The organism is Shewanella salipaludis (assembly GCF_012911865.1).
Lineage (GTDB): Bacteria > Pseudomonadota > Gammaproteobacteria > Enterobacterales > Shewanellaceae > Shewanella > Shewanella salipaludis.
Window position 1 is genome coordinate 42,993 of sequence record NZ_JAAXYH010000014.1, and the last position, 23,920, is coordinate 66,912.

16 protein-coding genes and 2 pseudogenes are annotated in these 23,920 nt (G+C 54.8%); 10 read left to right on the top strand and 8 right to left on the bottom strand.

All coding sequences use genetic code 11. From position 1 onward, the window contains the following. Positions 1 to 5: 5 nt before the first annotated feature. Positions 6 to 1,074: pseudogene (locus HC757_RS15825) on the bottom strand (IS3 family transposase). Positions 1,075 to 1,387: 313 nt separating this feature from the next. After that, the gene (locus tag HC757_RS15830) at positions 1,388 to 2,269 is read right to left on the bottom strand and encodes a LysR family transcriptional regulator (protein WP_169565349.1); all 882 of its coding nucleotides are present in this window, start codon (positions 2,267 to 2,269) and stop codon (positions 1,388 to 1,390) included. Positions 2,270 to 2,384: 115 nt separating this feature from the next. On the opposite strand from HC757_RS15830, the gene HC757_RS15835 reads away from it, so the two are divergent. From HC757_RS15835 to HC757_RS15855, 5 genes are all read left to right on the top strand, one after another. Next, complete coding sequence (locus HC757_RS15835) at positions 2,385 to 3,074, top strand: FMN-dependent NADH-azoreductase (RefSeq protein WP_169565350.1); 690 nt, start codon at positions 2,385 to 2,387, stop codon at positions 3,072 to 3,074. Positions 3,075 to 3,619: 545 nt separating this feature from the next. After that, positions 3,620 to 6,457: a TonB-dependent receptor domain-containing protein gene (locus HC757_RS15840; protein WP_169565351.1), complete on the top strand. Its 2,838-nt coding sequence runs from the start codon at positions 3,620 to 3,622 to the stop codon at positions 6,455 to 6,457. Between the two features lie 872 nt (positions 6,458 to 7,329). Continuing rightward, positions 7,330 to 7,719: a VOC family protein gene (locus HC757_RS15845; protein ID WP_169565352.1), complete on the top strand. Its 390-nt coding sequence runs from the start codon at positions 7,330 to 7,332 to the stop codon at positions 7,717 to 7,719. A 117-nt stretch (positions 7,720 to 7,836) separates the two neighbouring features. Further along, positions 7,837 to 8,880 (top strand): NAD(P)H-dependent flavin oxidoreductase, encoded by a 1,044-nt coding sequence (locus HC757_RS15850; protein WP_169565353.1) that lies wholly within the window; start codon positions 7,837 to 7,839, stop codon positions 8,878 to 8,880. Between the two features lie 239 nt (positions 8,881 to 9,119). Continuing rightward, a complete protein-coding gene (locus tag HC757_RS15855; RefSeq protein ID WP_169565354.1) occupies positions 9,120 to 10,124 on the top strand; it encodes a LysM peptidoglycan-binding domain-containing protein in 1,005 nt (334 codons plus the stop codon). A gap of 99 nt (positions 10,125 to 10,223) precedes the next feature. On the opposite strand, the gene pdxR is transcribed toward HC757_RS15855, so the two are convergent. Next, positions 10,224 to 11,678, bottom strand: a complete 1,455-nt coding sequence (pdxR, locus tag HC757_RS15860; RefSeq protein ID WP_169565355.1) for a MocR-like pyridoxine biosynthesis transcription factor PdxR — start codon at positions 11,676 to 11,678, stop codon at positions 10,224 to 10,226. A 191-nt stretch (positions 11,679 to 11,869) separates the two neighbouring features. Here pdxR and HC757_RS15865 point away from each other — a divergent pair, with 191 nt between their 5' ends. After that, positions 11,870 to 12,451: a GNAT family N-acetyltransferase gene (locus HC757_RS15865; protein ID WP_244623580.1), complete on the top strand. Its 582-nt coding sequence runs from the start codon at positions 11,870 to 11,872 to the stop codon at positions 12,449 to 12,451. A 43-nt stretch (positions 12,452 to 12,494) separates the two neighbouring features. Next, a complete protein-coding gene (locus HC757_RS15870) occupies positions 12,495 to 13,175 on the top strand; it encodes an FMN-binding negative transcriptional regulator (RefSeq protein WP_169565357.1) in 681 nt (226 codons plus the stop codon). Here the strand turns inward: HC757_RS15870 and HC757_RS15875 are convergent. Together HC757_RS15875 and HC757_RS19205 are read right to left on the bottom strand one after the other, a co-directional pair. Then, on the bottom strand, positions 13,172 to 13,750 hold the full coding sequence (locus HC757_RS15875; RefSeq protein WP_169565358.1) for a nucleoside triphosphate pyrophosphohydrolase family protein: 579 nt from the start codon (positions 13,748 to 13,750) through the stop codon (positions 13,172 to 13,174). The genes HC757_RS15870 and HC757_RS15875 overlap by 4 nt on opposite strands. Positions 13,751 to 15,343: 1,593 nt before the next feature. After that, positions 15,344 to 15,637 (bottom strand): annotated as a pseudogene (locus tag HC757_RS19205) (winged helix-turn-helix domain-containing protein); the annotation flags it as partial. Between the two features lie 311 nt (positions 15,638 to 15,948). On the opposite strand from HC757_RS19205, the gene HC757_RS15885 reads away from it, so the two are divergent. Then, positions 15,949 to 17,508, top strand: a complete 1,560-nt coding sequence (locus HC757_RS15885) for a peptide MFS transporter (protein ID WP_169565360.1) — start codon at positions 15,949 to 15,951, stop codon at positions 17,506 to 17,508. Between the two features lie 23 nt (positions 17,509 to 17,531). Here HC757_RS15885 and HC757_RS15890 read toward each other — a convergent pair whose 3' ends face one another. Next, positions 17,532 to 19,151: a methyl-accepting chemotaxis protein gene (locus tag HC757_RS15890; RefSeq protein ID WP_169565361.1), complete on the bottom strand. Its 1,620-nt coding sequence runs from the start codon at positions 19,149 to 19,151 to the stop codon at positions 17,532 to 17,534. 187 nt (positions 19,152 to 19,338) lie between these two features. Then, positions 19,339 to 19,992 carry a cytochrome b/b6 domain-containing protein gene (locus HC757_RS15895; protein ID WP_169565362.1) on the bottom strand — a complete coding sequence of 218 codons (654 nt, stop codon included), beginning with the start codon at positions 19,990 to 19,992 and terminating at the stop codon, positions 19,339 to 19,341. Positions 19,993 to 20,120: 128 nt separating this feature from the next. On the opposite strand from HC757_RS15895, the gene HC757_RS15900 reads away from it, so the two are divergent. Next, complete coding sequence (locus tag HC757_RS15900) at positions 20,121 to 20,636, top strand: helix-turn-helix transcriptional regulator (protein ID WP_169565363.1); 516 nt, start codon at positions 20,121 to 20,123, stop codon at positions 20,634 to 20,636. A 174-nt stretch (positions 20,637 to 20,810) separates the two neighbouring features. On the opposite strand, the gene HC757_RS15905 is transcribed toward HC757_RS15900, so the two are convergent. Next, the gene (locus tag HC757_RS15905) at positions 20,811 to 21,188 is read right to left on the bottom strand and encodes a SirB2 family protein (protein WP_211164455.1); all 378 of its coding nucleotides are present in this window, start codon (positions 21,186 to 21,188) and stop codon (positions 20,811 to 20,813) included. A gap of 331 nt (positions 21,189 to 21,519) precedes the next feature. Here HC757_RS15905 and HC757_RS15910 point away from each other — a divergent pair, with 331 nt between their 5' ends. Further along, positions 21,520 to 23,643 carry a M13 family metallopeptidase gene (locus HC757_RS15910; protein ID WP_169565365.1) on the top strand — a complete coding sequence of 708 codons (2,124 nt, stop codon included), beginning with the start codon at positions 21,520 to 21,522 and terminating at the stop codon, positions 23,641 to 23,643. Positions 23,644 to 23,920: the final 277 nt, after the last annotated feature.

Here is a 23,920-nt window from a genome sequence, read left to right on the forward strand (position 1 = left end):
CTTCATTATGCCACTCGTTTTGCAAATTCACTTGGTGGCAGATAATTCAGTGAGCTGTGCGGGCGCACTTCATTGTAATGTGTCCGCCAATGCGCTATTTCTTGCCTTGCTTCGTGCAAATCCCTAAACCAATGTTGGTTGAGACAGGCATCCCGAAACTTACCGTTAAAACTTTCTACGAAGGCGTTTTGTGTTGGCTTACCCGGCTGGATGAAGCTCAGTTTTACGTCCTGCGACTTTGACCAGAAGAACATCGCCTTACTGGTAAACTCGGGGCCGTTATCACAGACTATTGATTGCGGGCGTTGACGCTGTGCTATTAGTTGCTTCAAGAAACGCGATACCTGCTCGCCAGAGAGTGACACGTCGGCAAGCTGTCCGATGCATTCACGACTGTAGTCATCGACGACATTGAGTACCCGGAAGCGTCTGCCACTTGCCAGTTGATCTGAAACGAAGTCCATCGACCAGCGTTCGTTGATACCATTGGGTAACGATATGGGAATGCGGGGGCGTATCAGCTTCTTACGTTGCTTGGTACGAACCTGGAGGCCCAATTCGGTATACAACCGGTAGGTACGCTTCTTGTTGTCGACCAGGCCTTCCGCCTTGAGCAAGCCATGCAGCAGCAAATAACCATAGCGCGGATAGCGTACTGCCAACTCTTTCAAGCGGGATTTCACTGCCTCATCATCCCGGGAAATACCAACATAACGCGCTGTCGTCCTGCCGCTGCAAAACAGCAGGCTCTCACTCATGTTGTGTATTGTCTTCGCCGGACTAACCCCTGCTTTTTAGCCGCTGGCGTCACCACTTTTTTGAGACGACATCTTTCAACACGGCATTATCCAACATGGCTTCAGCCAACAGTTTTTTCAGCTTAGTGTTTTCGCTTTCCAGTTCTTTCAGGCGCTTGGCGTCGCTAACCTCCATGCCACCGTACTTGGATTTCCAGCGATAAAAGGTGCCTTGGGCAATGCCGTAACGCCGGCAAATGTCTTCGACCTTGCAGCCGGATTCATGCTCCTTGAGGGCACCGATGATTTGCTCTTCCGTAAAACGTTTCTTCTTCATTGTCAGATCTCCTGGTTACTAGCGTAATCGGAAATCTCACATTCGTCATGGTGTTAAATCTGGGGGAAAGGTCAAATGTTTTAGCCTATGAACTGTGTCCAATTTGTAATGGGGCTATCTCCGGCAGCAAAGGGTTTATAGGCTGGAAGATTAAGTGTGATAATTGCAAAATTGTCGGTAGAGTTGCTCAAATTGTTCGAAGCTCACCTTCCGCAACAGGGAGTGATTGTTAATGGCTGGCTGTCACATGAGTAATAAAAATATGTTAAGTTGCTAATAGTATAGTCATTTTTCTCCTTTGCTATTGAGTATTCTAACAAGCAATTCTATTTTTAAGCCAGTCCAAAAAACCGAAAGCAGTTTGGTTGTGCCTGCTTCTTTCAGGGATAATGCAGTAGTAATCAAGGCCTGTTAGGGTATTTGAAACTTCATCGAGTCCTTGTCGCAACCATCCTTGAGATAACGGCATTTTAACTAAAAGCTCACTAAGAATTGCAATGCCTTGTCCGGCAAGTGCCGCCTGTAAGATCTGATTTTCATCATTATAATATCGGATAGTAAAATGCTTGTTGTCAGGGACAACACCTTCTAGCAATTCTTGATAGTTTTGCTGGGTTAGCCTGGTATTTTTCCATTTTACACATAAAAACGTCCAGTCTTCTCGCTTGTTCAAATCCTGCCAATATCTTGGGGTTGCAAAACATCCCTGGGACTCGTTGATGAGTAATTCTGCCTCCGGCTGATTGGTGAATGTGCCATAGCGGATGACCATATCAATCCCTTTGTCAGCTTCTAGATTATTGAGCTCGTCATTGGCACGAATTTGGATATCAATCTTGGGCACCATATTGTGAAAATCCCCTAAATTAGGCACCAACCACATGGCCGCAAATGAATTTGTTGTGCTTATTCGTAATGTATCCGCTGTCTCTGTGATGACATTGACGGTAAGCATCAATTCTCGCAGTACTCTGGTTGCAGTATCTGCAAGTAGCTCACCCTCTGATGTCAGTGACACCGAACGCGTATGACGTAGAAATAGCTTTAAATGCAATGCATCCTCAAGGCTTCTTATCTGATGAGAAATTGCTGTCGGTGACACATTCAGCTCTTCAGCTGCCAGCTTAAAGCTCTTCAACCTCGCCGAGGCCTCAAAAGCCTTGATACTGGTTAATGATGGGAGGTGCTTAAACATTTGAGATGACTATAGATGAATAAAATGAATCTATAGTAAAAATCTTATCCTTTGTCAATGGAGAGTCGTAAATAGACAATGCTCAATACCTTATGTTTAACAATAGAGAGTACGTATGAAAAACCTACTTAAAATAGATGCAAGCGCACGATGTTATGATAGCGATGAGAGACGTCATAATTCAATCTCAAAAGAACTTGGTCATTTGTTTGTTGATGAATGGATGAAAAATAATCATCAAGACAGGATTGGCCAGAGAGATTTAGGGTTAACTCCTCCAGCCTTTATCTCACAGAGCTGGATAGCGGCAGTGTTTACGCCTCTTGAAAAGCGAACATCAGAACAGCATGAGTTGTTGGCTGAATCTGATACTTATATTGATGAGGTTGCCCAAGCCGATGTCATCATCATAACGGCGCCTATGTATAACTACGGAATGCCAGCCGTACTCAAAGCTTGGTTTGATCAGATAATACGGGTCAACAAAACTTTTACCTTCGATCTGGCAAGAGGTGATTTCCCACTTGAGCCAATTATGTCGGGTAAAACACTCATTCTTTTGTCATCTTGCGGTGAGTTTGACTTTGGACCCGGTGGGATAAGAGAGCAGATGAACCATCTGGGTCCACACATACGTGTATTGAGCAAATATCTGGGAGTTGAACATTTCTATGAGATACGCTCTGAATATCAGGAGTTTGCCGATGAACGCCATGAACTATCGCTATTGAGTGCTAAAAATTCCATTATTGAACTCGTGGATAAGTTAAATGCGGAATGCCATCACAGGCATAAATTTGCTTAGCCTCCGAAGTCAGCCTTACTCAATGCCGCAATAGAGCAAAACAGGCACAGTTGCCTCACTTGCCTCAGTGCCCGTAGAGGTAATATCTTCTACATTTTTCTCCGCTTTCTCTGGGAACAGTGCCTCTTAGCCCCATTATCTTCGGCGGGGCGTGTTCTCCTTTTGTAATCGGCAGATAAGCCGCAGCTGATTGGGGCCATCTGGGGGATTACCTTTTAATTCTATTCAGTAAGCATTGCAAGCCACTGCATACGAAATTGAAGTGGCTTGGATGAGGGAAATACGTATGGAAACGCAGTAAGGTAAAGAAAGGAGCGAGAGCATCCATGTGTTTTATTGAAGCTAGTTCGAAGATGAAACTGCAGTTATAAAGCTCCTGTCTATAAATACCACCATCCCCATAGAGCTGTTGACAGATTGTATCAAAGTTGTTATTTTACTGGTGAGATTGAGGTGTATCACTTTGATTTTTTTGCGTTAAAAACAAATAAAAGCTCACGCAATATTAGAAAATGAGCAAAACAGATAACCAAGGGAATGATAGCATGACACCAACGAGTAGTTTAGCAAGGGCTGTGAGAGTTGCTTTGATAGCAACGAGTGGCACAGCACTAATGGTTAGCTCGAATTTGTACGCGGCCGAGAAAGAAGAGCCACAGATTGAGCGCATGGAAGTCACGGGTTCAAAAATTAAGCGTATTGGTGAGCTATCTCCAACGCCGATAACCGTGATCACCGGTGCCGATATGATGGATATGGGTATCACCAACGTTGCCGATATTTTAAATAAACTGCCATCCTCGACAGTAGGTATTTCTCCAGAGACCTCAAATAATACCATTTTCGCCAACGGCCTGAACCAGACGAACTTACGTGGCTTAGGTAGTGATCGTACCTTGGTTCTGGTTAATGGCCGTCGCTTCGTCGCCGGCGCAAACGGTGCTTCGGCAGTCGATTTGAATACGATTCCAACTGCCATGGTTGCACGTATCGAGGTTATCACTGGTGGCGCCTCAGCAGTCTACGGCTCCGACGCTATGGCCGGTGTAATCAACATTATTACCCGCAAAGATGTTCAAGGCGTGGAGCTGGATGTTTCATACGAGCAGCCTGAACAGAGTGGCGGTGAAGAGAGTCAGTTTTCGCTAACTGCGGGTGGTGACTACCTGGATGGTAAGCTGTCTACGGTATTTAACTTTACCTATGCCGAGCAGAAAGAATTACGCAAAACCGACAGAGATTTTCTGAATAACCCTGTCAACAGCATCTATAACCCAGATACTTCAGAAGGTGCGCCTACTCGTATTCCCTATGTGGGGCGTAAGCCACTGTCTTGGCTCAACGAGGCAGGCACTTTCTTTGCCGATGATGACCTCCAGTATACCTTCGACAAAGACGGTAACATGAAAGTATTCGATTATGGTGAAGGCCTGATCGAGGGACCCGGCAACAACGGTAACTATTGTGGCCCCAGCTGTGAAGGTTATGATCCTGTTGACTATGGTTTCGTTCGTACGCCGCTGGACCGTAAGGTATTTACCCTAAATACCGACTATCAAATCAATGACGACCACAAGATAGTTACCGAAATTACCTATGTGGATTACCAATCCAATGGTGAGAGTACCCCGGTATTCCACACCCGTAATTTTATTGAAGGGGACAATGCCTTCCTTCCCGAAGCGACACGTCAGCTGATGACTGATACAGGTATGGAGTCTTTTAACCTTTATCGCATCGATAGAGAGTTTGGGAACAGAACTTACAACCAGGATCGTGAAACCTTGCGTTTCCTCGTTGGCATCGAAGGCGCGATCAGCGATGATTGGGATTACTCTTTACATGCGCAACGTGGTCAGCTGGATGAAACGACTGTCTGGGGCGGTGAGATCTGGGGTGAGCGTTATGATCAAGCCAAAGATGCCGTATTCGCAGCCGATGGCAGCATAGTCTGTCGTGATGCGGATGCAAGAGACGCTGGCTGTGTGCCGTTAAATCTACTGGGCGAGAATCAGGCGAGTCAAGCTGCGATCGATTGGGTCAGCACTACTGCAGGTCAGACGGCCAAGACGACTCAGACCAGTGCCGGCCTAGTGGTAAACGGTGCGCTGTTTGATGTGCCGGCAGGCTACGTTAGTGCGGCATTCAGTGCCGATTACCGTAAGGAAGAGTCTGAAACCAATCCAGATCAGGCGCTTATCGACGGTACCATCTTCGGTAACAATTCATTGGCGATGAAGGGCGAGTACGATGTGACCGAGTTAGCCGCAGAATTTAATATTCCTCTGCTGGCAGACATGTTCATGGCTCATGATCTCGGACTCGATCTGGCATATCGCTGGATGGATTACAGCACAGCCGGTAATGATGATGCGTGGAAGATAGGCCTGAACTGGGCTCCTATTGAAGACCTTCGTATCCGTGCGACTCGTTCTAAGTCGGTTCGTGCACCTAATATCGGCGAGCTGTTCGATCCGGGTGGGCAGACGTTTGAGAGCTTTACCGACGTGTGTGACCTGATCAACGTCGAGCTGGGACCTGATGCAAACCGTAAGAAGAACTGTCAAGCGGCTGGCTTGCCACAGGGCTGGAATCCTACACCTGCTTGGTATCAGGGTAACCGTCCTGGTAGTAACGCGGGTAATCCAGATCTGAAGGCCGAGACCTCGAATGACTACACTATCGGACTGGTGTATACCCCGTCTTATGTCAAAGGCCTGTCACTTACACTCGACTATTGGGCGTTTTCCATCACGGATGCGATTGAATATATCGATGTTGATGTTGCAGTTCGTTACTGTTACGATTCAGCATCACTAGACAATGTTTACTGTAGTCGTTTCACTCGTGATGCGACAACTGGCGACATCACAGATTTTGTTCAATCACCAGTTAACTCGGCTTCATTCGACGTCAAGGGCCTGGATATTGAGGCTCAATATGATATTCCTACAGATAGCTTCGGTGACTTCAATATTCACCTCATAGCCACTTATCTTGAGCAGTGGCAGACTAACCCTACGGGCTTTGCCGAAGACCTCCAGGTTGATGTGGGTGAGTATACCGATCCGCGCTGGAAGGCTATGTTTAGCTTGGGCTGGAAATACGAAGCCTTAAGTCTGGAGCTTCGCTCTAACTATCGTCATTCTGCCGTCGAGGATAATGAGTGGAAACCAGAGAACAACAACTATAATGATATTCCATCGCATACCGTTTGGGATTTAACCGGTTCGTATGATTTCTCTGATAACCTTTCTATGCGCTTCGGTGTGAAGAATGCGTTCGATCTCGAGCCACCACGTAATCCTTTTGTATATGATGGTGATGGCTATTACGATACTCAGGGCCGTTCGTTCTTCCTGGGTGCTAACTACAAGTTCTAACCTTCTGGTTGATTAAAAAAAGGGTGCAGATTTCTGCACCCTTTTTTATATTTGACTTGTAACCTAGGCCGGTACAGCAGATGGATTAGCTCCTATAACGAATGCCTGTATGCTCGAGATAGATAGAAGACTTTGGTGTACTATGTTATTACTCAAAGATAGTGGCTCAAGACAGTCATTTGCGGAAGGTTTAAAGGTCACCCTAGACTTTGTGCAATCCAGTGGTAATCAAGACCTGTTTAGGGTATTTGAAACTTCATCGAGTCCTTGTCACAACCATCCTTGAGATAACGGCATTTTAACTAAAAGTTCATTAAGGATTGTAATGCCTATGTGGCGACTCTCTATCCCTGGGAGGTTGCCTTTTAAGGCCGTTAGCCAGGCATAACCGCCGGGTCTGGGGGGACTCCAGGCCTGGTGCTCATCCTGGTTCTTGCTATCTGGATTTGTATGCCGGCTCCCGCGAGCAGGCTGTCTGGCGGCGGCACTCCTGGTGTTTATCCTCGGCGGACAGCTTAGCTGGTTGGCGGGTTTATCATGGCCGCAGGCCAATGGATAGCTACCGGATATGGCTAGGAGCCGTGCAGCTCAAAGGCAGTAGACTGGTTAACCCCATACTGCTGGCCGTTTGCCTCATTCCGGTGGCCAAGATGCTGTACGGCCCTGGCTTCGGCTGAAAGATTTGGCTATACATAAGCCTATGTAACCATTCATTTCCTCGACTGGTCTGCGGACTTTGGCTTGCACTCTAGTGATCTTCACCCTCCAGGTAGTACAATGCCGGGCGTGTTGTTGGCTCATAGCTTTGTCGGCGGTCGGTTTGATCATAGCCTCTGTGAGTCGTGGAACTGTTGAATTAACAAGGAGTCGTTATGTATATTCCACCCGGTTATAGCTGTATTTCCCCCTATATGTTGGTCGAAGGTGCCGAGGGCTTGGTGGCTTTTCTGACCCAGGCCTTCGATGCGGTCGAGACGGGCCGTTCGCTGCGCGCCGACGGCAAGATTGCCAATGCAGAGATGCGCATAGGCGACTGCATCTTCATGCTGAGCGAGGCGACCGAGATCTGTGCCCCCATGCCGGCTTCCTATTATCTTTATGTCGAGAATGCCGATGCCAGCATGGCCAAGGCGTTGGCTGCCGGCGCGACCCAGATCCTGGGGGTGGCCGACAGGCCCTATGGTGACCGGCAGGGTGGGGTGCGGGATTGCTGCGGCAATCTCTGGTGGATCTCCCAGCACCTGCAGCCGGGTGCCTACTGACACAGCTTCAGGGCCTGGGATTGTCACGGGAGCGACGATTGTGATGGCTATTGGCCAAGAGAAGCGGGACGACACGGGCTCAGGCGTTGGCCAAGCCCGGAATAGGGAGACGAGTCTATGATATTGCAGACATTGCTGGGGATAGAGCTCCCCATCATTCAGGCGCCCATGGCCGGGGTGCAAGGGGGAGCGCTGGCGCTGGCGGTTGCAAATGCAGGTGGCCTGGGGTCTTTGCCCTGCGCCATGTTGTCCCCGGATGCGCTGAGGGCGGCACTGGACCACTTTCGCGCCGCCACGGATAAGCCGCTGAATGTGAATTTCTTCTGCCATAGCATGCCCGAGGTAGATGAAACTCGGTTGTCAGCCTGGCGAGCGAGTCTGGCATCTTATTATCAGGAATTCGGTTTGGATGCTCAGGCTCGGGGCGGCGGCGCGCAGCGTCGTCCCTTCGATGCTCAAACCGCCGAGCTGCTGAGCGAGTATCGGCCCGAGGTGGTGAGTTTTCACTTCGGCCTGCCGTCGCTGGAACTCATGCTGCAGGTCAAGGCCTGGGGGGCCAAGGTGATGTCGACGGCCACCAGCGTCGCCGAGGCTTGCTGGCTCGAGGCGCATGGGGTGGATGTCATCATAGCTCAGGGATTGGAGGCCGGCGGCCATAGGGGGCACTTTCTGAGTGATGATCTCAGCGAGCAGAGCGGTATCTTTGCCCTGTTGCCGCAGATAAAGGCCGCCGTCTCTGTGCCTGTGGTCGCGGCCGGGGGCATATGTGATGCCGACTCAGTCAGGGCTGCCATGGCACTCGGCGCCGCCGGGGTGCAGGTCGGCACCGCATACCTCCTATGCCCTGAGGCCGACACCAGTGAGGTGCATAGACGGGCGCTGCAAAGCGAGGCCGCCCGCCATACGGCGCTGACAAGCCTATTTTCCGGCCGTCCCGCCCGCGGCATAGTCAATCGCCTGATGCGGGAGTTTGGGCATGGGCCTGAGGCTGTGCCGCCATTTCCCTTGGCCTCGGCCGCCTTGGCCCCCTTGAGAGCCGCGGCCGAAGCCAAGGGCAGGGGCGATTTCAGCCCCCTCTGGTGCGGTCAGAATGCCAGTGGCTGCAGGGCCATTGCGGCTGCCGATCTGACCCTGCAACTGGCTGAAGGCTTGGTGGGTTGAGGTTGGTATGCGCCGGGTTTATCGCGTCCTGTGAATTCAGCTGTGCGCTCTTCTGTGGCATCGACTCAGGGGGCGAGGCCATGGCGATGGCGGCGAATTGGGCTATGCTGTTTTAATCCTATAGTGACCAGGATGGACAGCAAATCATAACTAGAGTGGAGTCTGCTTTCTGCTTATTGTGATGTAATTTATGATTTTATGTGGATATGTTTTGTTTGGAACAGGAATAAGGAAATCCCATGAAAACAGCATTAACCTATACAGTGAATTCGGGTGACAGCATTTCCAATCTCGCCATGGCCCTGTCGGGCGCCGCGGGCGTGACGGTCGAGGAGGTGACGGCTGCCAATCCGGATATCAACCCCAATGCCTTGCAGATCGGCTCGGTATTGAGCATCCCGAGTCAGGGCGAGCGCCTCAACTATACAGTGCTGCACGGGGATACCCTTTCGGGTATTTGCGCCGGCTTAGCCGAATGTACTCATATGACGGCTGCGGCGATCGAGACCAGCAATCCGACGGTGTCGCCGAACGCGATATTTCCCGGACAGCAACTGAAAATCCCGCAAACCCATGGCACAGCAGCGCCCATGCCGGTGACGAACGCCGAGTATCGGGGCTATTGGGCCTGGACCTACTCCCAGAGTGCGGTGCCGGCCAATGCCACCATGAGCATGGCGTTCAGTGGTTGGGCCGATGTGCAAACCGCATTGCAGGACAGTGCACCCAAGCTGGCACATCTGGTGGGCACCAAGTTCCTCTGTGTCGGCGGCGGCAACCAGAGTGGCGCCTTTACCAGCGCGAACTTAACCGCCCTGACCGCGGCGATCCAGGCGGGGGAATGTGTGGGCTATGACGGTATCGCCTACGATGTGGAAGAGGGCTACTCTGGGCTGGAGAGCCTGTTTACCGCTTCGTTCGCCACGGCGAAGAGCAAGGGTTTCAAGGTGCTGGTCACGGTCAGCCATTCGGCCCCTTACGGCATCACAGACAGTGCCGCGCTGATGAAGAGTTTCTTCGCCGATGCCAATATCGATTTTCTTTCGCCACAGCTCTATACCAGTGGCAAGGAAACCGGTAACGACTACAGCACCAGCCATGGTGTCAGTTGGTCCGACTATGCCGCTTGCAAGGCCAAAATAGTCCCCAGCCTAGTCAATGCCTCCATGTATGACGCCGCCAAAGACTATTTTGCCGGGCAAGGTGTCAGCATCCGAGGTTTCGTCCAGTGGGCCCAGAGCTAACGCAAGCCGGGTGAGCCAGGGCGATTTTAGCTCGGCTCCTGTCGACAGGGCTGGTATGCCGGCCCTGTCTTTGTGGCTTTCAGCCTTTCTCCTGCTCGGTTAGCGGTTGAAGAAGCTAAATACCCTGGCCAGGCCCTCTGTGATTTGCGCCGGTTTCATGCCGGCAAACCCCAGGCGAACATGCCTGTTGCGATTGTTTTCTGGCTTGAGATGAAAATGGGCCTCGGCTAGCAAGTAGACATCCTGTGATTGGCTGTATTGCTCCAGCTCGCTGGCATCCCGTTTCACATCCAGCCAGATTGCCATACCGCCGGCGGGAATGCTGAAGTCGATATCCAGCCCACCTTGTTGGTATTGCTGCAGCTCGCTGACCAAGTGATCCCGGCGCTGCTGGTATAGCTTGGTGGTCCTTCTCAAGTGGCGTTCAAACGCCCCCTCTTGCATCCAGCGGCCGATGGCCTCCTGCATCAATACATTCGGTTTATGGTTCATCACACTGCGATAGTTGATGAGCGCCGGGGCCAGCGAGGCATCCACGGCTATGAAGCCGATGCGACAGCCGGGAAACATGATTTTGGAGAAGGTCGACAGATAAATCACCAGCCCCAATGGATCGTCGGCGGCCAGCGGTGCCAGGGGCTGACTCGAATAGTGGAATTCATGATCATAGTCGTCTTCAACTATGGCCACATTATGCGCCGCCGCCAGGCGGTATATTCTGTTTCGCTCATGCACAGGCAGGGTCACAGTGGTGGGATATTGGTGCAGGGGGGTCAGGTAAATCAGCGAGATGCTGCGACTGCTGATGAGCTCCGTCAGGTGGTCCATGTCTATGCCGCCGGCGTGTTGTTTGATGGCGACCAGCTCGGCCCCTGCGGTCTCGAAGGCATTCCATGCCGGTCGATAGCCCAGGGATTCGACGGCCACCTTGGCCCCCGGCTGCAGCAGTACCCGGGAGATGATATACAGGGCTTCCTGGGAACCGTTGACGCTAATGATGTCTTTATTGGTGATGGAGCGGACCCGTCGCAGATAGGTCATTATCTGCTCTATGAACTGTGAGTTGCCGCTGTTGTTGCCATAGGACAGAGTTTTGGGATCCGGTCGTGACAGGCAGTCACTCATGAAGGGCTTGAATTCATGGAAGGGAAAGGCGGCTATGTCCGGGTGACCACCGGCGAAATTGTATTGATATTCATGCGCCGCCTTGCCTGTCTTGGCTATGGCAGGCTGCGGAGCCAGTTGCCACTGGAATTTTGCCCGACTGACGGCGACAGGCGCCTGGGCATGACGACTCGACTCTATGGGGAAATGGTCGACGACCCGGTAGCCTTTGCGCTCGACAGATTCCAACCAACCCTGCGCCACCAGCTCCTGGTAGGCCGCCATTATGGTATGGCGATTGACCTGCAACTGCCCTGCGAGTTGACGGGCCGAAGGCAGCGGCTCTTTGGCCTTGAGCTGCCCCGTGTGGATGGCGGAGCGGATGGCCCGTGCAATCCGCAAGAATTGGGGTTTGAGTTGTGCATCCAAGGTCAGGGACAGGGTTCTCATTACTGGTATAGGTACTTTTTGAAATCTGGGTGTTTAACTTATACCAGAAGCTGCAAGACTATCCCAGCAGAGAGCCCATGAATGCATCTCATCCGAGATTTCCATTCCCAAACTGTTGGAGCCATAAATTGAACCCCTTAAGCCTTCCCTTCGACCCCCAACCCCTTAGCTTATCCACAGAGGATATCTGCTTGAAACCCCTCAGCCTGGATGATGCCGAAGGCTTCTATCATGCCGGCAATCATGCCTGCCTCTGGCAATGGGTCACGCCGAATCGTTGCCAGACTCTGGCAAGCGCCCAAGACTGGATTGAAGAGTCACTGGCGATGCAGCGTCAAGGTCAACATCTGCCTTTCGTGATCCTGGATAATCCCAGTCAAGAGATCATCGGCAGTACCCGCTATTGCGCTACCAGAAAGGCCGACCGGATCATAGAGATTGGTTTCACCTTCATTACCCCAAAATTCCAGCGCACCCATGTGAACACCCAGGCCAAGTATCTGTTGCTGCAGCATGCTTTCGAGCGGTTGGGGGCCGTCAGGGTCGAACTTAAAACCCACGAGAACAATCAGCAATCGCGCCGCGCCATAGGCCGGATCGGCGGCCACTTCGAAGGCGTGTTGCGCAACTATCGCCTCCTGCCCGACGGCAGCAGCAGAAACACCGCCATGTTCAGCATTACGGTGCAGGAATGGCCGCGGGTGAAGCTGGAGCTGCAGGCAAAAATGGTGCCGGCCAGAGGCCAGGCCGAAGCATTACAGCCACTTGAATAACGACAGACGCCGCAATAGCGGCTAATAAATGAGGCATTAGCAGATGTATATTCCGGACGCAATGAAGATGGGCTCCATGGAGAGCATTCACAGCTTCATCGAAGAATTCAGTTTCGCCGTCTTGGTTTCAGACCGGCTCGAGGGGGAGCAGCTGCCCTTGTTGCTGAAGAAAACTGAGGGTGACAAAGGCACCCTCTATGGGCATTTTTCCCGGGCCAACAAGCACCTGAACGCCCTGGATGGCAAGCAAGTGCTGGTGATATTCCAGGGGCCCCATGACTATATCTCTCCCCGTTGGTATGCATCCAGACCCGCGGTGCCCACCTGGAATTATGCGACCGCCCATGCGCTGGGGGAAATGCACTTGTTATCCGCCGGGGAAACTGTGGCAGTCGTCGAAGAGGCGGTACATCAATATGAGCCGTCGTTGACGGAGAACCAGGATATCATTCCGGATGAATACCGGGACATGTTAATCCGGGGGATTGTTGGTTTTAAAATTGCGATCACTCGACTGGAGGGCAAACTGAAACTGGGCCAGCACAGGAAGGCTGCGGATCAGCGCGGTGTCGTCGGCGGCCTACAGGCATCCGCCTCGCCGCAGGCCAAGGCATTGCTTGGCTATATGCAAAAAATTGCCACCGGCATGGGGGATCAGTGTGCCGGCTCGGTTGGAAATGCTCAGGACAGCCTGACGGACAATCCTGAGCCGGGCAGGGCCTAGGCCTTGACCAATGGGCTGAGATCCGCCGGCCGATAGTAGACGGATTTCAGCACCTTGCCCTGGCGCACCGTCTTGCCGGCCATTTCCACGTCCCTGGCACACTTGGCTATGATGAAGTCGCCTTGTTTGCTGCCAACGATTTCCACCCCTTGTTTGGCGTAGAAGGCGACTGTCTCTGCCAGCTCGCTCTCGTTGCGGCATACCTTGCTCATGTTGCTCGAATGCACTTCATTCCAGCAGTCGATGAAGTCTATGTCACGATTCCTGGCGACACTCAACAGCAAGTCGACCAGGTAGCTGATTTCCTGTCTGTCGCTCACCCGCGCTGCGCCCAGGTGCACCAGGCGGCCCATCAGCACATAGACAGAGTCGACTATGGCATCTGCCTGTTCTATGCGGCTGTCGGCTTCGGCCAGTTCGGTCAATTCTTCGATGATCAGCGAGCTGTGCAGGGTGTCGGCCTTGGCATCGAGCGAGTCCGGGTCATTCACCGGCAGATCGAAGGTGGTGCGGAACTCGCTGATGTCACGATAGAGGGTGTCGTAGAGGGGTTGATCTAATACTGATAGTTGCATCTGGCCTGGCCTTGAGTCTTAGGTGTGAGTCTGGGGTGGATTGCTTTCGATTAGCGCCGGGCAATTTTAATGAAATGCCGCCAAGAATACAAAGCCGTCGCTGCCGCCACCATTTCGCCCCCATCTTGGCTGTGCTGGGGCTCGCCCGGCTCAGTCATTGCCCAGGCCTGCGGCCGTGCGCTGTTGCTGCCGCAGGGCCCGCATCTCTGTTATCAGGCGCCTGAAGCCCGGGTCCTGCAGCATATGGGCGAAGCTCGGGTGCTTGAGGGTCAGCTCGACGGCTAACCAGCCTTGGTTAATCGCCTGAATGAGGTAGCGACGGCTGGTTGCCGTCTCCCCCAGAGCGGCATAAATTTGTGCCAGTGCCCAACTGTCGCCGGGTTTATCCGAGCCCTGGCTGAGGGCGTTCAAGAAAGCCTTGGCCAGGGTTTGCACTTCAGTCTCGCTCGGCTCTGACTCGGTGAGCAAGGCCAGCAGGGCCCCTTGGCGCACCGAATTGCTGTTGAGATTGCTGTTGAAACTGCTATTTAGACTGCCTGTGGCGGCACTGGCAGCGATAGCATTGTCAGCGACTGCACTATCAGCGACTGCACTGGCAGCGCCGGCGTTGTGCAAGCCCAGGGCCAGGGCCCGGCTCTGCTGCAGTTGCCCCAGATAGAAGAGGTTCTCGGCCAGGCCGAGGACGAACGCCGGCTGCTCGGGTTGCACTGCCAAGAGCGTCTGATGGTGAGTGCCCGCTTCGCTGAATTTGCCCTGCCACATATACCAGTGACCCAAGGCCTCGTTGGCCAGCTGTGAGTCGGGCTGCAGCAGAAGGGCCTTGTCGAGCAAGTCTCTGGCCCCAGGGTAGTCGCCCAGGGCCGTCAGGGTTTGCGCCTTATGCACCAGGCTGACGCTATAGTCTTTCTTGGCCTCAAGCGCCCTATTGGTCCAGTCGAGCGACAGTGCCAGCTGTCCCATTTCCCGATAGATATAGCCCAGGTTCGACATGGCCTCGTTGTAATCCGGCTGTTTCTGCAGCGCCCTGAGATTGGCGCTGGTGGCCTTGGCCAGCCAGCCCTTGTTGTAGTAGGCCAGGCCCAGGGCCTTATAGCCCTGGGCGAGATCCGGCTCCAGCGAGATGGCCTTGTAGGCGCTGTCTATCGCCAGTTGCTGCCACTGCGGCGGGGCGTTGAATTGGAATACCCCCTGGCTGTAGGCATCGGCCAGGCCGGCATAAGCCCTGGCCATCTGTGGCTCTATCTCTATGGCGGAGTGAAACAAGTCTATGGCGTGGCGGTTATCCTCGGCCCTGTACCTGTGATAATACTCCAGGCCCTTGTCATACAGCTCATCAGCAAAGCTCTCACTCTGGAGCCGGGTGGTTTGCGTTGCCTTGGGCGGGGCGGCGAAATAACTGCTGAACAGGGCAAGGGAGAGCATCAGCAGCAGCATGCCGAGCAACAGGGCCGAGGTGACGCGCCAATTGAGAGGATAGGCCCCGCCGCTGAGGTTGGGAATGTGGGAGTCTATCACCAGATCCAGGGGACTGATGTTCTGTCCTCGCGCCGGGACACGCTCCAGTGCCTGCACCTGTGGCAGCATGCGATAGCCGCGGCCGCGGATCGCTTCCAGGTATTTGGGCTCTGTGGCATTGTCGCCCAGGGACTTGCGCAACAACTTCACCCTCTGCTTGAGGGTCTCATCGCCTATCACAGCATCGGGCCAAACGGCTTCGATCAATTGTTGTTGGCTGACTATGGCCGGCGCCGCCTCGCATAAGACACATAGCAGCCGATAGCTGAGCCATGGCAGTTTTATCTCTTCCTCGGCATTTCTGACCAGGGTGCCCAGACGCGTGTTGAGCACGAGATCGGCGAATTGGTAGCTGTAATTGATCTGCTTCATCCTGTTATTTTTCTGCTGTTCCTGTCGGGGTCTCTATCCGGCTCAGATAAGAATATTGCCCGTTTCACATTCACTTTACCGTCGATTCACCATTAAACAACTGCTTTCACCAAACTTCACCGACTATTACATGAGCTTTCACCGAAGCTTCAAGTAAGGCCGTCGCCCCGGGCGTAGCTTGAATGACTCAGGTTGTTGCCCTTAACCCGTCGCTGCGGTTAACGGGGGCGACCATTAGGCTTAGACCAAAACACTTAAACCAAAACACTTAGACCAAAACACTTAGACTAAAACAATAACAAGAGGTTGATATGGAAAGCACAGTCACCATCCCAGGCGTCATGGACTCGCCGGCAAGGGCCCACCCCAGAGGCCTGTACGTGTGTTTCTTCACCGAGATGTGGGAGCGTTTCAGCTTCTATGGTTTGAAGGCATTGTTGATCTTCTATCTGACGGAGCACTTCCTGTTCAGCGATACCCAGGCGACCAATATCTTCGGCAACTACTTCGCCCTTGTCTATGCCCTGCCCATAGTGGGTGGCGTGGTGGCCGACAAGTATCTGGGCAGCAAGCGGGCCGTGACCCTGGGGGCCATCTTGCTCTGTCTCGGGCATTTCGGCATGGCGTTCGAGGGGACGCCTGCCTACATAGATGCCGCAGGCGTCAAGGTCGAGAGCACGGGCCTGACGGCCTTCTACTGGTCCTTGTCGCTGATCATAGTGGGGGTCGGCCTGCTCAAGCCCAATATCTCCAGCATCGTCGGCAAGCTCTATGAGGTAAACGATCCGCGCAAAGATGCAGGCTTCACCATCTTCTACATGGGTATCAACCTGGGGGCCGCGCTGGCGGCACTCCTCTGCGGCTATGTGGGTCAGACCTATGGCTGGCCCTATGGTTTCGGCTTGGCGGGTCTGGGGATGTTGCTCGGCCTGCTGGTGTTTCTCTCGGGCCAGTCCTGGTTGCAGGGCTATGCCGAAGCGCCGGACTCGGGGGCCTTGAAGCTCAGGGTCTGGGCCTGCTTCACCCGTGAACAGCTCATCTATCTGGGCAGCCTGGTGATGGTCGGCCTGGTGTCGCTGATCATCGAAGATCATGCCCTGGTGGGAGGCTTACTTGGGCTGACCTTCATAGGCATAGGACTCTGGCTGCTGTGGTATTGCCTGGCGGAAGTGTCCCAGTCGGTGAAGCAGAAACTGTATGCTGCCGTGAGCCTGACCCTGATGTCGACCGTGTTCTTCCTGTGTTTTCTGCAGTCCGGCAGTTCGATGAACCTGTTTGCCGACAGGATCACCGACAGGCTGGTGTTTGGCGTCGAAATTCCTGCGCCCATGCTGCAATCGCTCAATTCGATCTTCATCATCCTGCTGGCGCCGCTGTTCGCCAAGACCTGGCAGTGGCTCATTGCCCGGGGCAGGGCGCCGAGCACGCCGATGAAGTTTAGCCTGGGGCTCTTGCAGGTGGGCCTGGGCTTCGCCGCCTTGGTGGCCGGGCTGCACTTTGCCAACGGCAACCAGCAGGTGGCGCTCGGCTGGTTGGTGCTCGCTTACTTGCTGCATACTTCGGGGGAGCTTTGCATCTCGCCCATAGGCTTATCCATGATCACCAAGCTGTCGCCGCCGCGGCTGGTGGGGCTGATGATGGGGCTCTGGTTTCTGGGGTCGGCCATCGCCGAATATATCGCCGCGCTGCTCGCGGGCAATGCCGCCGCCAATGCCGCGCCGGCTGAGGTTGCCGCAATCGGCGCGCCGCTGAGCCAGCACCAGATTTTCACCTCCCTGTATCTGGACATAATGTGGATCGCCTTCGCCGGGGCGGCGTTGACCCTGGCGCTCACCCCCTTGCTGAAGCGCTGGATGCGGGATATCCACTAGGCCTGCTGCGGCATGGGCCCAGGTCAGTCGTCGGCATGGCAAGCTTGGCTGTCATGCTGCTTGGCGCTGCGCTCTATGCTCAGTTGCCAAAACTGACTGGACAGCAGCTGCATCTCGGTGCTGAGACGGGACATGTGTTCGCCTCTGGATTCGGCATTGAGGGACAGCTCCAGGCTGTCGGAGGCCAGTTCGTTGATGGTTTGCAGGGAATGACTTATCTCATCCGCGACCAAGGCCTGCTCCCTCATGGCCTGCGCGCTGTGCTCGCTCATGCTGTTGATGCTGTTGATCGTCTCCCGCAACGCCTCGAATGCCTGTTCCGCCTGCTGGGCCAGCTCGACGGCCTTCTGGGCCTGGGATTGTCCTGCGCCCAGGGTGCTGGCGGCACGACTGGTGCTTTGCTGAAACTTGTGCACTATGGCTTCGATCTGGTTGGTGGACTCGCCGGTTCGCCCAGATAACTGGCGCACTTCATCTGCGACCACGGCGAAGCCCCGGCCTGACTCACCGGCCCTGGCGGCTTCTATGGCCGCATTGAGTGCCAGCAGGTTGGTCTGCTCGGCTATGGCGCCTATCACCTCGAGCACCTTGTTGATGGCTATGCTGTCCTCTTCTATCTCTTTGACCACGGCGGCGAAGTTGCCTACCTGGGTGTGCAGCGCATCTATGGCGTTGATCACCGCATCCAGGTGACCGTATCCCGTCAAGGCCGCCGTTTGGCTGATTTCCACTTCGTTGGCCACCCTCTGTATGTTGCGACTGACGGCATTGAAACTGGCCGTCATCTGTTCCACCGCGGCCGCCGCCTGGGCCGTCTGCTGGTGTTGGCTGTCGGTGCGATCCCGGGTGGCGGCTATGGCACCCAGCAGGTTGCCGCTCTGGATGGCTATGGTATTGGCCGAGTCCGCCATTCGCCCGACGACGCCGGCGGTCTCTGAGGTCAGAAACTCCTGTGCCAGCCCTATGCTGCCCAGTTCATCCCGCCTGCCCGTGTATATGCCCTGGGCCAGGGGATCTGCCACTATCTCCCTGGCCCTGAGCCCGAGTAACCTCAGTGGCGCCAATGCCAGCCATAGGAGCCCGCCGCCAACCAGTCCCCCGGCCAGCCAGGCCAGCAGCGGCGACTGCTGCGACTGCTGCGACAGCGCCGCCGTCAGCGTGATGCCGCACACCAGGGTCAGCAGCAGCTTCTGGCCATAGCCTATGGGAAGGCGGAAATTACCACCGGCTTTCTTGCCGGCATTGAGCCTGGCATAGGCGGCAGCGGCGTTGCGCACTTGGGCGCTGCTGCCCTTGCGGCGCACGGATTGGTACTCGTGGAGCACCCCCTGGCTATAGATGGGGGTGACATAGGCATTGACCCAGTAGTAGTCGCCGTTCTTGCAACGATTCTTCACCATGCCCATCCAGGGCTTGCCCTGTTTGAGTCGCTGCCACATGGCCTCGAAGGCGGCCGGGGGCATGTCCGGATGACGTATTATGTTATGGGGCTGACCTATGAGCTCCGCCTCGGTGAAGCCACAGATCTCACAGAAGTCGCCGTTGACGTATTTGATCCGTCCCCGGAGATCCGTGGTAGACAACAAGATGGAATCTTCACGCAGGTGGATTTCGTTGTCGGTAATAGGCAGATTGGTGCGCATAGGCTTGTGTTATCCAGTCCATTGAGTGGCGCAAGTCTGCCAGAAGCCAGGGTGGGCAAAATTGATTCAGTTCAATAAATGGGCTGAGTTTGGGTAAAATTGTTAGAAATTTGCGCGACGTCAAACCTGTGCCGACTCATGCACCGGGCTGCCGTTGCGGCAGCCCGGTCGCATCCCCAAGGCCCGGCTAGTCGGTGGTCTTTTTGCCTGTGAACATGGCCTTGACCAGGTTCTCGTCATGGAGTTTGCTGGACACTAGGACCCCGGCGACATGGAACAAGACCAGCAACAGGGTGAAATTGGCGAAGAATTCGTGGATCTCTTCCCAGACACTCTCCTGTTTGTCTTCATGCTTGGCGGTTTTTATCTCATGCGCGCCGGCCTGGGCTGGCGCCTTGGGGATGGCCGACTCGTCAGACTCGGCTTTATTGAAGGCATTCTGGCCGATGAAAGCCAGCGGGCTGGGATTTTCCGCCGTGTACAGCAAGATACCGCTGACAGTGGTCATTGCCAGCGATCCCAGCAGGAGCACCACCATGAGGCCACCCAAGGGGTTATGGCCCAGATAGTGCGGCGGTTTCTTGCCATCGCCGGAAACCAATGCCCGTGCATAGCGGATGATTTCCCTGGGTGGCTTGATGAAGTCGAGGAAGCGCGCATGTTTGCTGCCAACCAAGCCCCAAACCAGCCGGCATACCAGCAAGATCCCTATGTACCAGCCGGCGTAAAAGTGCAGCTGGTACTCGCCCTCGCTGAGATAACTTGCGATGAAGGCAGCGACCAGGGTCCAATGAAAAAAACGGATGAAGAAATCCCAAACTTGGGTAGGTGAATGATTCATACATGTGCTCCAAAACAGACTGTGCTAAGTTAGTGCCAGCGTATTGCACCTGGGGTTATGTATGAATGGGTATTCTGTCCTAACGTAGCAAATCCAGGGCAGTTTTTTAGTTTAGGACATTTGTCACTATGGCGTCGCGAACAGAGAAGATACTGCAATCTTGGTTGCCTGTAGGTTTTTTTATTTTGGTGGTGATGGCCAGTATCGCCGACATAGCAACGGATCTGAGCCAGGGGGCCAAGCTGCCTCATCTGCTGCAGGAAGCCATCATATTGCTCATGGCGCTGTTTATCCTGTATCGCCTGTATCTGGATGGGTTAAGCCATCGCAAACAGAATAAGAGATTGCGTGAACAAGTCGCCGAGTATGCCGAACTCTCCAAACAAGCCTCGGCAGAGCTGAGCAGGGCCAAGAAAGAATTCGGCGAAGTGATTGCCAAGCAGTTTAGTGATTGGCAATTAACCGAGAGCGAGAAGCAGGTCTCCTGGCTATTGCTCAAGGGGTTCAACAGCAAGGAAATTGCCAACTTACGGGAGCTATCCGATAAGACGGTGCGCAACCAACTCTCCAGCGTGTATAAGAAGTCGGCCTTGAGAGGTAAGCAGGCGTTCATCGCCTGGTTTATGGACGGCTTGTTTGAGTGAGGAGTAAGCCCGGCATTCGACCCTGCGCCATCCCTGGCGCAGAGGGCCTGCTCAGCGATACCCGCCCGTCCCGGCAAATGAGCTGCCATTCGGCACGGCTATTGAGAGGCGCCCCGCATGCGTTGGCCCGTCTGTTAGCCAAGCTGTTAGCTAACAGTCAGTTAACCACCAGCCTTAGCCTAGCAGCAGCGGGCTGTGGCTCTTGGCGATGATCAAGATGACGGCGAACAGGCCACAGGCGATACCGGCGAAAATATAGCGTTGTTTGGCCAGCGCATAGGGCTTGAAGGCCAGCATGGCGAAGCCGACATAGGCGGCCAGTAACAGGAGTTTCTCCGTGAGCCAGGCATCCGTTATCGGGTACTGGCCCACGGCAACGCATAGCGCCAGGGCACTGAGCAGCATCAGCAGGGTCACCAGCTTATGGGCCTTCAACGCCGGCACACTGGCGAGCATGGCCGAATGGGCCAGGCCCCAGTAAGTGCGCAGCAGGAAACTCAGGAAACAGAGCGATACCAGCCCCAGATGCAGTTTGAGCAGAAGTGGGTACATATACATCCTCATGATACTAGTGTTAAAGGGGATTAAACGGCTGTTTAAATTAGCCGCTACCGGCTGTCGCCGCGTTGATCTGCATCAAGTGCGGGTCGGACACGGCGATTCGGCCATGGCGGTGCGAAGTCTGGGGCGGTGCGAAGGCTGGGGCGTCCCGAGCCCAGGCAGACTGGGAAAATGGCCGGCATGGCTCGGTTGCGATTTACTTATGCGTCCCTGGACGGCTACACTGCTGCCAGGCTACTCGTCTTTAACTGCATGTTTTGAAAAACAACTCTCAAATGAGGCGCTTTCAATAGTGCCTGTATAACAAGAAAAGGAGAACACCATGTCGGACCGTCTATTGCCCCTGCTGTTGCTGTCTGCCTCAGTGCTGACAGGGCTCAGCGCCTGCGGCGATCAATCTACCGAAGCCACAGGCGGCAAGCACGCCGCCAACCCGGAACAAGCCATGCCAAGCGCTGAGTCTGCCCAGGCCGGGATAGGCATCAATGTGGCGGGCATGAACCCAGCGGCCAAGCCGGGCGATGACTTCTATGCCTATGCCAACGGTCAGTGGATGCAGACCACGGAGATCCCCGCCGATCGCTCCAGCACAGGTTCCTTCCTGGTCGCATTCGAGGCGACCGAGAAACACAACCGGGAGCTGATAAAAGATCTGCTGGCGTCGGCTCACCCCGAAGGGTCGGATGAAGCCAGGATTGCCGACTTCTACAAGGCCTACATAGATGTTGCCGCCATAGATGCCGCCGGGATGCAGCCGGCCCAGGCAGATCTCGCCCGCTTCGCGGCGATCAAGGACAAGCATGAGCTGTCGGCGGTGCTCGGCGCTAACCTGCGTGCCGATGTCGATCCCCTCAACGCCACCGACTTCTACACAGAGAACCTGTTCGGCATCTTCGTGACCCAGGGCCTGGCGACGCCCGGCACGGTATTGCCCTATATTCTCCAGGGCGGCCTCGGCATGCCGGAGCGGGAATACTATCTGTCAGACGATCCCAAGATGATGGAGATCCGCACCCAGTACCGCGCCTTCATAGAGAAGCTGCTCGAGAGTGCGGGTATCGATGATGCCGCTGCCAAGGCAGAGCGTATCTTCGCCCTGGAAACCCAGATAGCCAAGGCCCACGCCAGTCGCGCCGACAGCGAGGATTTCTCCAAGTCGTCGGGCGTTTGGAGCCGTGAGGACCTGGAAGCCAAGGCGCCTGGCATAGACTGGGCATTATTCCTGGAGGCCGCGCACCTGGGGCAACAGGACAAGTTTGCCGCCTACCATGCCAATGCCATCACAGGCCTGTCGGCATTGGTGGCCTCCGAGCCGCTGGACGCCTGGAAAGACTGGCTGGTGTTCCATCAGATCAACAGCCATGCCCATGTGCTGCCCTCCAAGGTGGATCAGACCGCCTTCGACTTCAACGGCACCACCTTGTCCGGAACCCCTGAGCAACGCAGCCGCGACAAGCGTGCCCTGAGCGCGCTGGATGAGTACCTGGGCGATGCCGTCGGCCGTGCCTATGTCGAGCACTATTTCCCGGCTTCGGCCAAGGCGGAAGTCAGCGCCATGGTCGACAACATAGTCACCGCCTTCGGCAAGCGCGTCGAAGCCATCGACTGGATGGCACCTGCGACCAAGAAGGAAGCCCTGGCCAAGGTCGATTCCATAGTGGTGGGAGTAGGTTATCCGGACAAGTGGCGTGACTACAGCAGCTATCGGGTCGATGCCCACAATGCCTACGCCAATGTCGTCAACGGTGAAAAGGTTGAATACGCCCATCAGCTCGCCAAGATAGGCAAGCCGATGGACAAGGGTGAGTGGTGGATGACGCCCCAGGTGGTCAACGCAGTGAACCTGCCGGTGCAGAATGCGCTCAACTTCCCCGCCGGCATACTGCAGCCGCCCTTCTTCGATGCCAAGGCGGATCCCGCCTATAACTATGGCGCCATAGGTGCCGTCATAGGCCACGAGATCAGCCACAGCTTCGATAACAATGGTGCGGCCTTCGATGCCACGGGTGCCATGCGCAACTGGTGGACGCCACAGGACTTCGCACAGTTCGCCAAGCAGGGCGATGCCCTGGCGGCCCAGTTTGACGCCTATGCGCCTTTCCCCGACCTGCATGTCAACGGCAGGCTGACCCTGGGAGAGAACATAGCCGACGTCGCCGGCCTGTCGGCGGCCTATGATGCCTACCACGCCTCGCTCAATGGCAAACCTGCGCCTGTCATAGGTGGTTTCAGTGGCGATCAACGCTTCTTCATCGGCTTCGCCCAGACCTGGGCCACCAAGATGCGTGACGCGGCTCTGCGGGCCAGGGTCGCCACCGACGGCCATGCCCCCGGCATGTACCGTGCCCTGACGGTACGCAACCTGGATGCCTGGTATGAGGCGTTCAACGTCCAGCCAGGGGATAAGCTGTATCTGGCTCCCAATGAGCGGGTTAAGATCTGGTGATCTGCTATCAGCTCTAGCTAGCCCAAGGGGTGGGTCTTGGTGTAACAGGCTCACCCCAAGGACTGGTTTCCAAACTAGGTTTGGAGTAAGACTTAACGTCGTGGGGCTTCAGCCCCTGATTTAAACAGAGGCAAGAGGGGGCTGGAGTGCAAGCCCTCTCTTGCCCCTTTGTTAACAATAATCCGTGCCGTCGCAATAGAGTTGCAGTGAGCGCTCCTGAATCCAGTTCCTAATAGGGTTCAGTTAACCTGCACCGAATTGGCGGCGATAAGAAATA

Excerpts from the sequence above, each read along its gene's own strand:
- HC757_RS15830 (WP_169565349.1), bottom strand. The coding sequence starts at position 2,269 with ATGTTTAAGCACCTCCCATCATTAACCAGTATCAAGGCTTTTGAGGCC.
- HC757_RS15835 (WP_169565350.1), top strand. The coding sequence starts at position 2,385 with ATGAAAAACCTACTTAAAATAGATGCAAGCGCACGATGTTATGATAGC.
- HC757_RS15840 (WP_169565351.1), top strand. The coding sequence starts at position 3,620 with ATGACACCAACGAGTAGTTTAGCAAGGGCTGTGAGAGTTGCTTTGATA.
- HC757_RS15845 (WP_169565352.1), top strand. The coding sequence starts at position 7,330 with ATGTATATTCCACCCGGTTATAGCTGTATTTCCCCCTATATGTTGGTC.
- HC757_RS15850 (WP_169565353.1), top strand. The coding sequence starts at position 7,837 with ATGATATTGCAGACATTGCTGGGGATAGAGCTCCCCATCATTCAGGCG.
- HC757_RS15855 (WP_169565354.1), top strand. The coding sequence starts at position 9,120 with ATGAAAACAGCATTAACCTATACAGTGAATTCGGGTGACAGCATTTCC.
- pdxR (WP_169565355.1), bottom strand. The coding sequence starts at position 11,678 with ATGAGAACCCTGTCCCTGACCTTGGATGCACAACTCAAACCCCAATTC.
- HC757_RS15870 (WP_169565357.1), top strand. The coding sequence starts at position 12,495 with ATGTATATTCCGGACGCAATGAAGATGGGCTCCATGGAGAGCATTCAC.
- HC757_RS15875 (WP_169565358.1), bottom strand. The coding sequence starts at position 13,750 with ATGCAACTATCAGTATTAGATCAACCCCTCTACGACACCCTCTATCGT.
- HC757_RS15885 (WP_169565360.1), top strand. The coding sequence starts at position 15,949 with ATGGAAAGCACAGTCACCATCCCAGGCGTCATGGACTCGCCGGCAAGG.
- HC757_RS15890 (WP_169565361.1), bottom strand. The coding sequence starts at position 19,151 with ATGCGCACCAATCTGCCTATTACCGACAACGAAATCCACCTGCGTGAA.
- HC757_RS15895 (WP_169565362.1), bottom strand. The coding sequence starts at position 19,992 with ATGAATCATTCACCTACCCAAGTTTGGGATTTCTTCATCCGTTTTTTT.
- HC757_RS15900 (WP_169565363.1), top strand. The coding sequence starts at position 20,121 with ATGGCGTCGCGAACAGAGAAGATACTGCAATCTTGGTTGCCTGTAGGT.
- HC757_RS15905 (WP_211164455.1), bottom strand. The coding sequence starts at position 21,188 with ATGTACCCACTTCTGCTCAAACTGCATCTGGGGCTGGTATCGCTCTGT.
- HC757_RS15910 (WP_169565365.1), top strand. The coding sequence starts at position 21,520 with ATGTCGGACCGTCTATTGCCCCTGCTGTTGCTGTCTGCCTCAGTGCTG.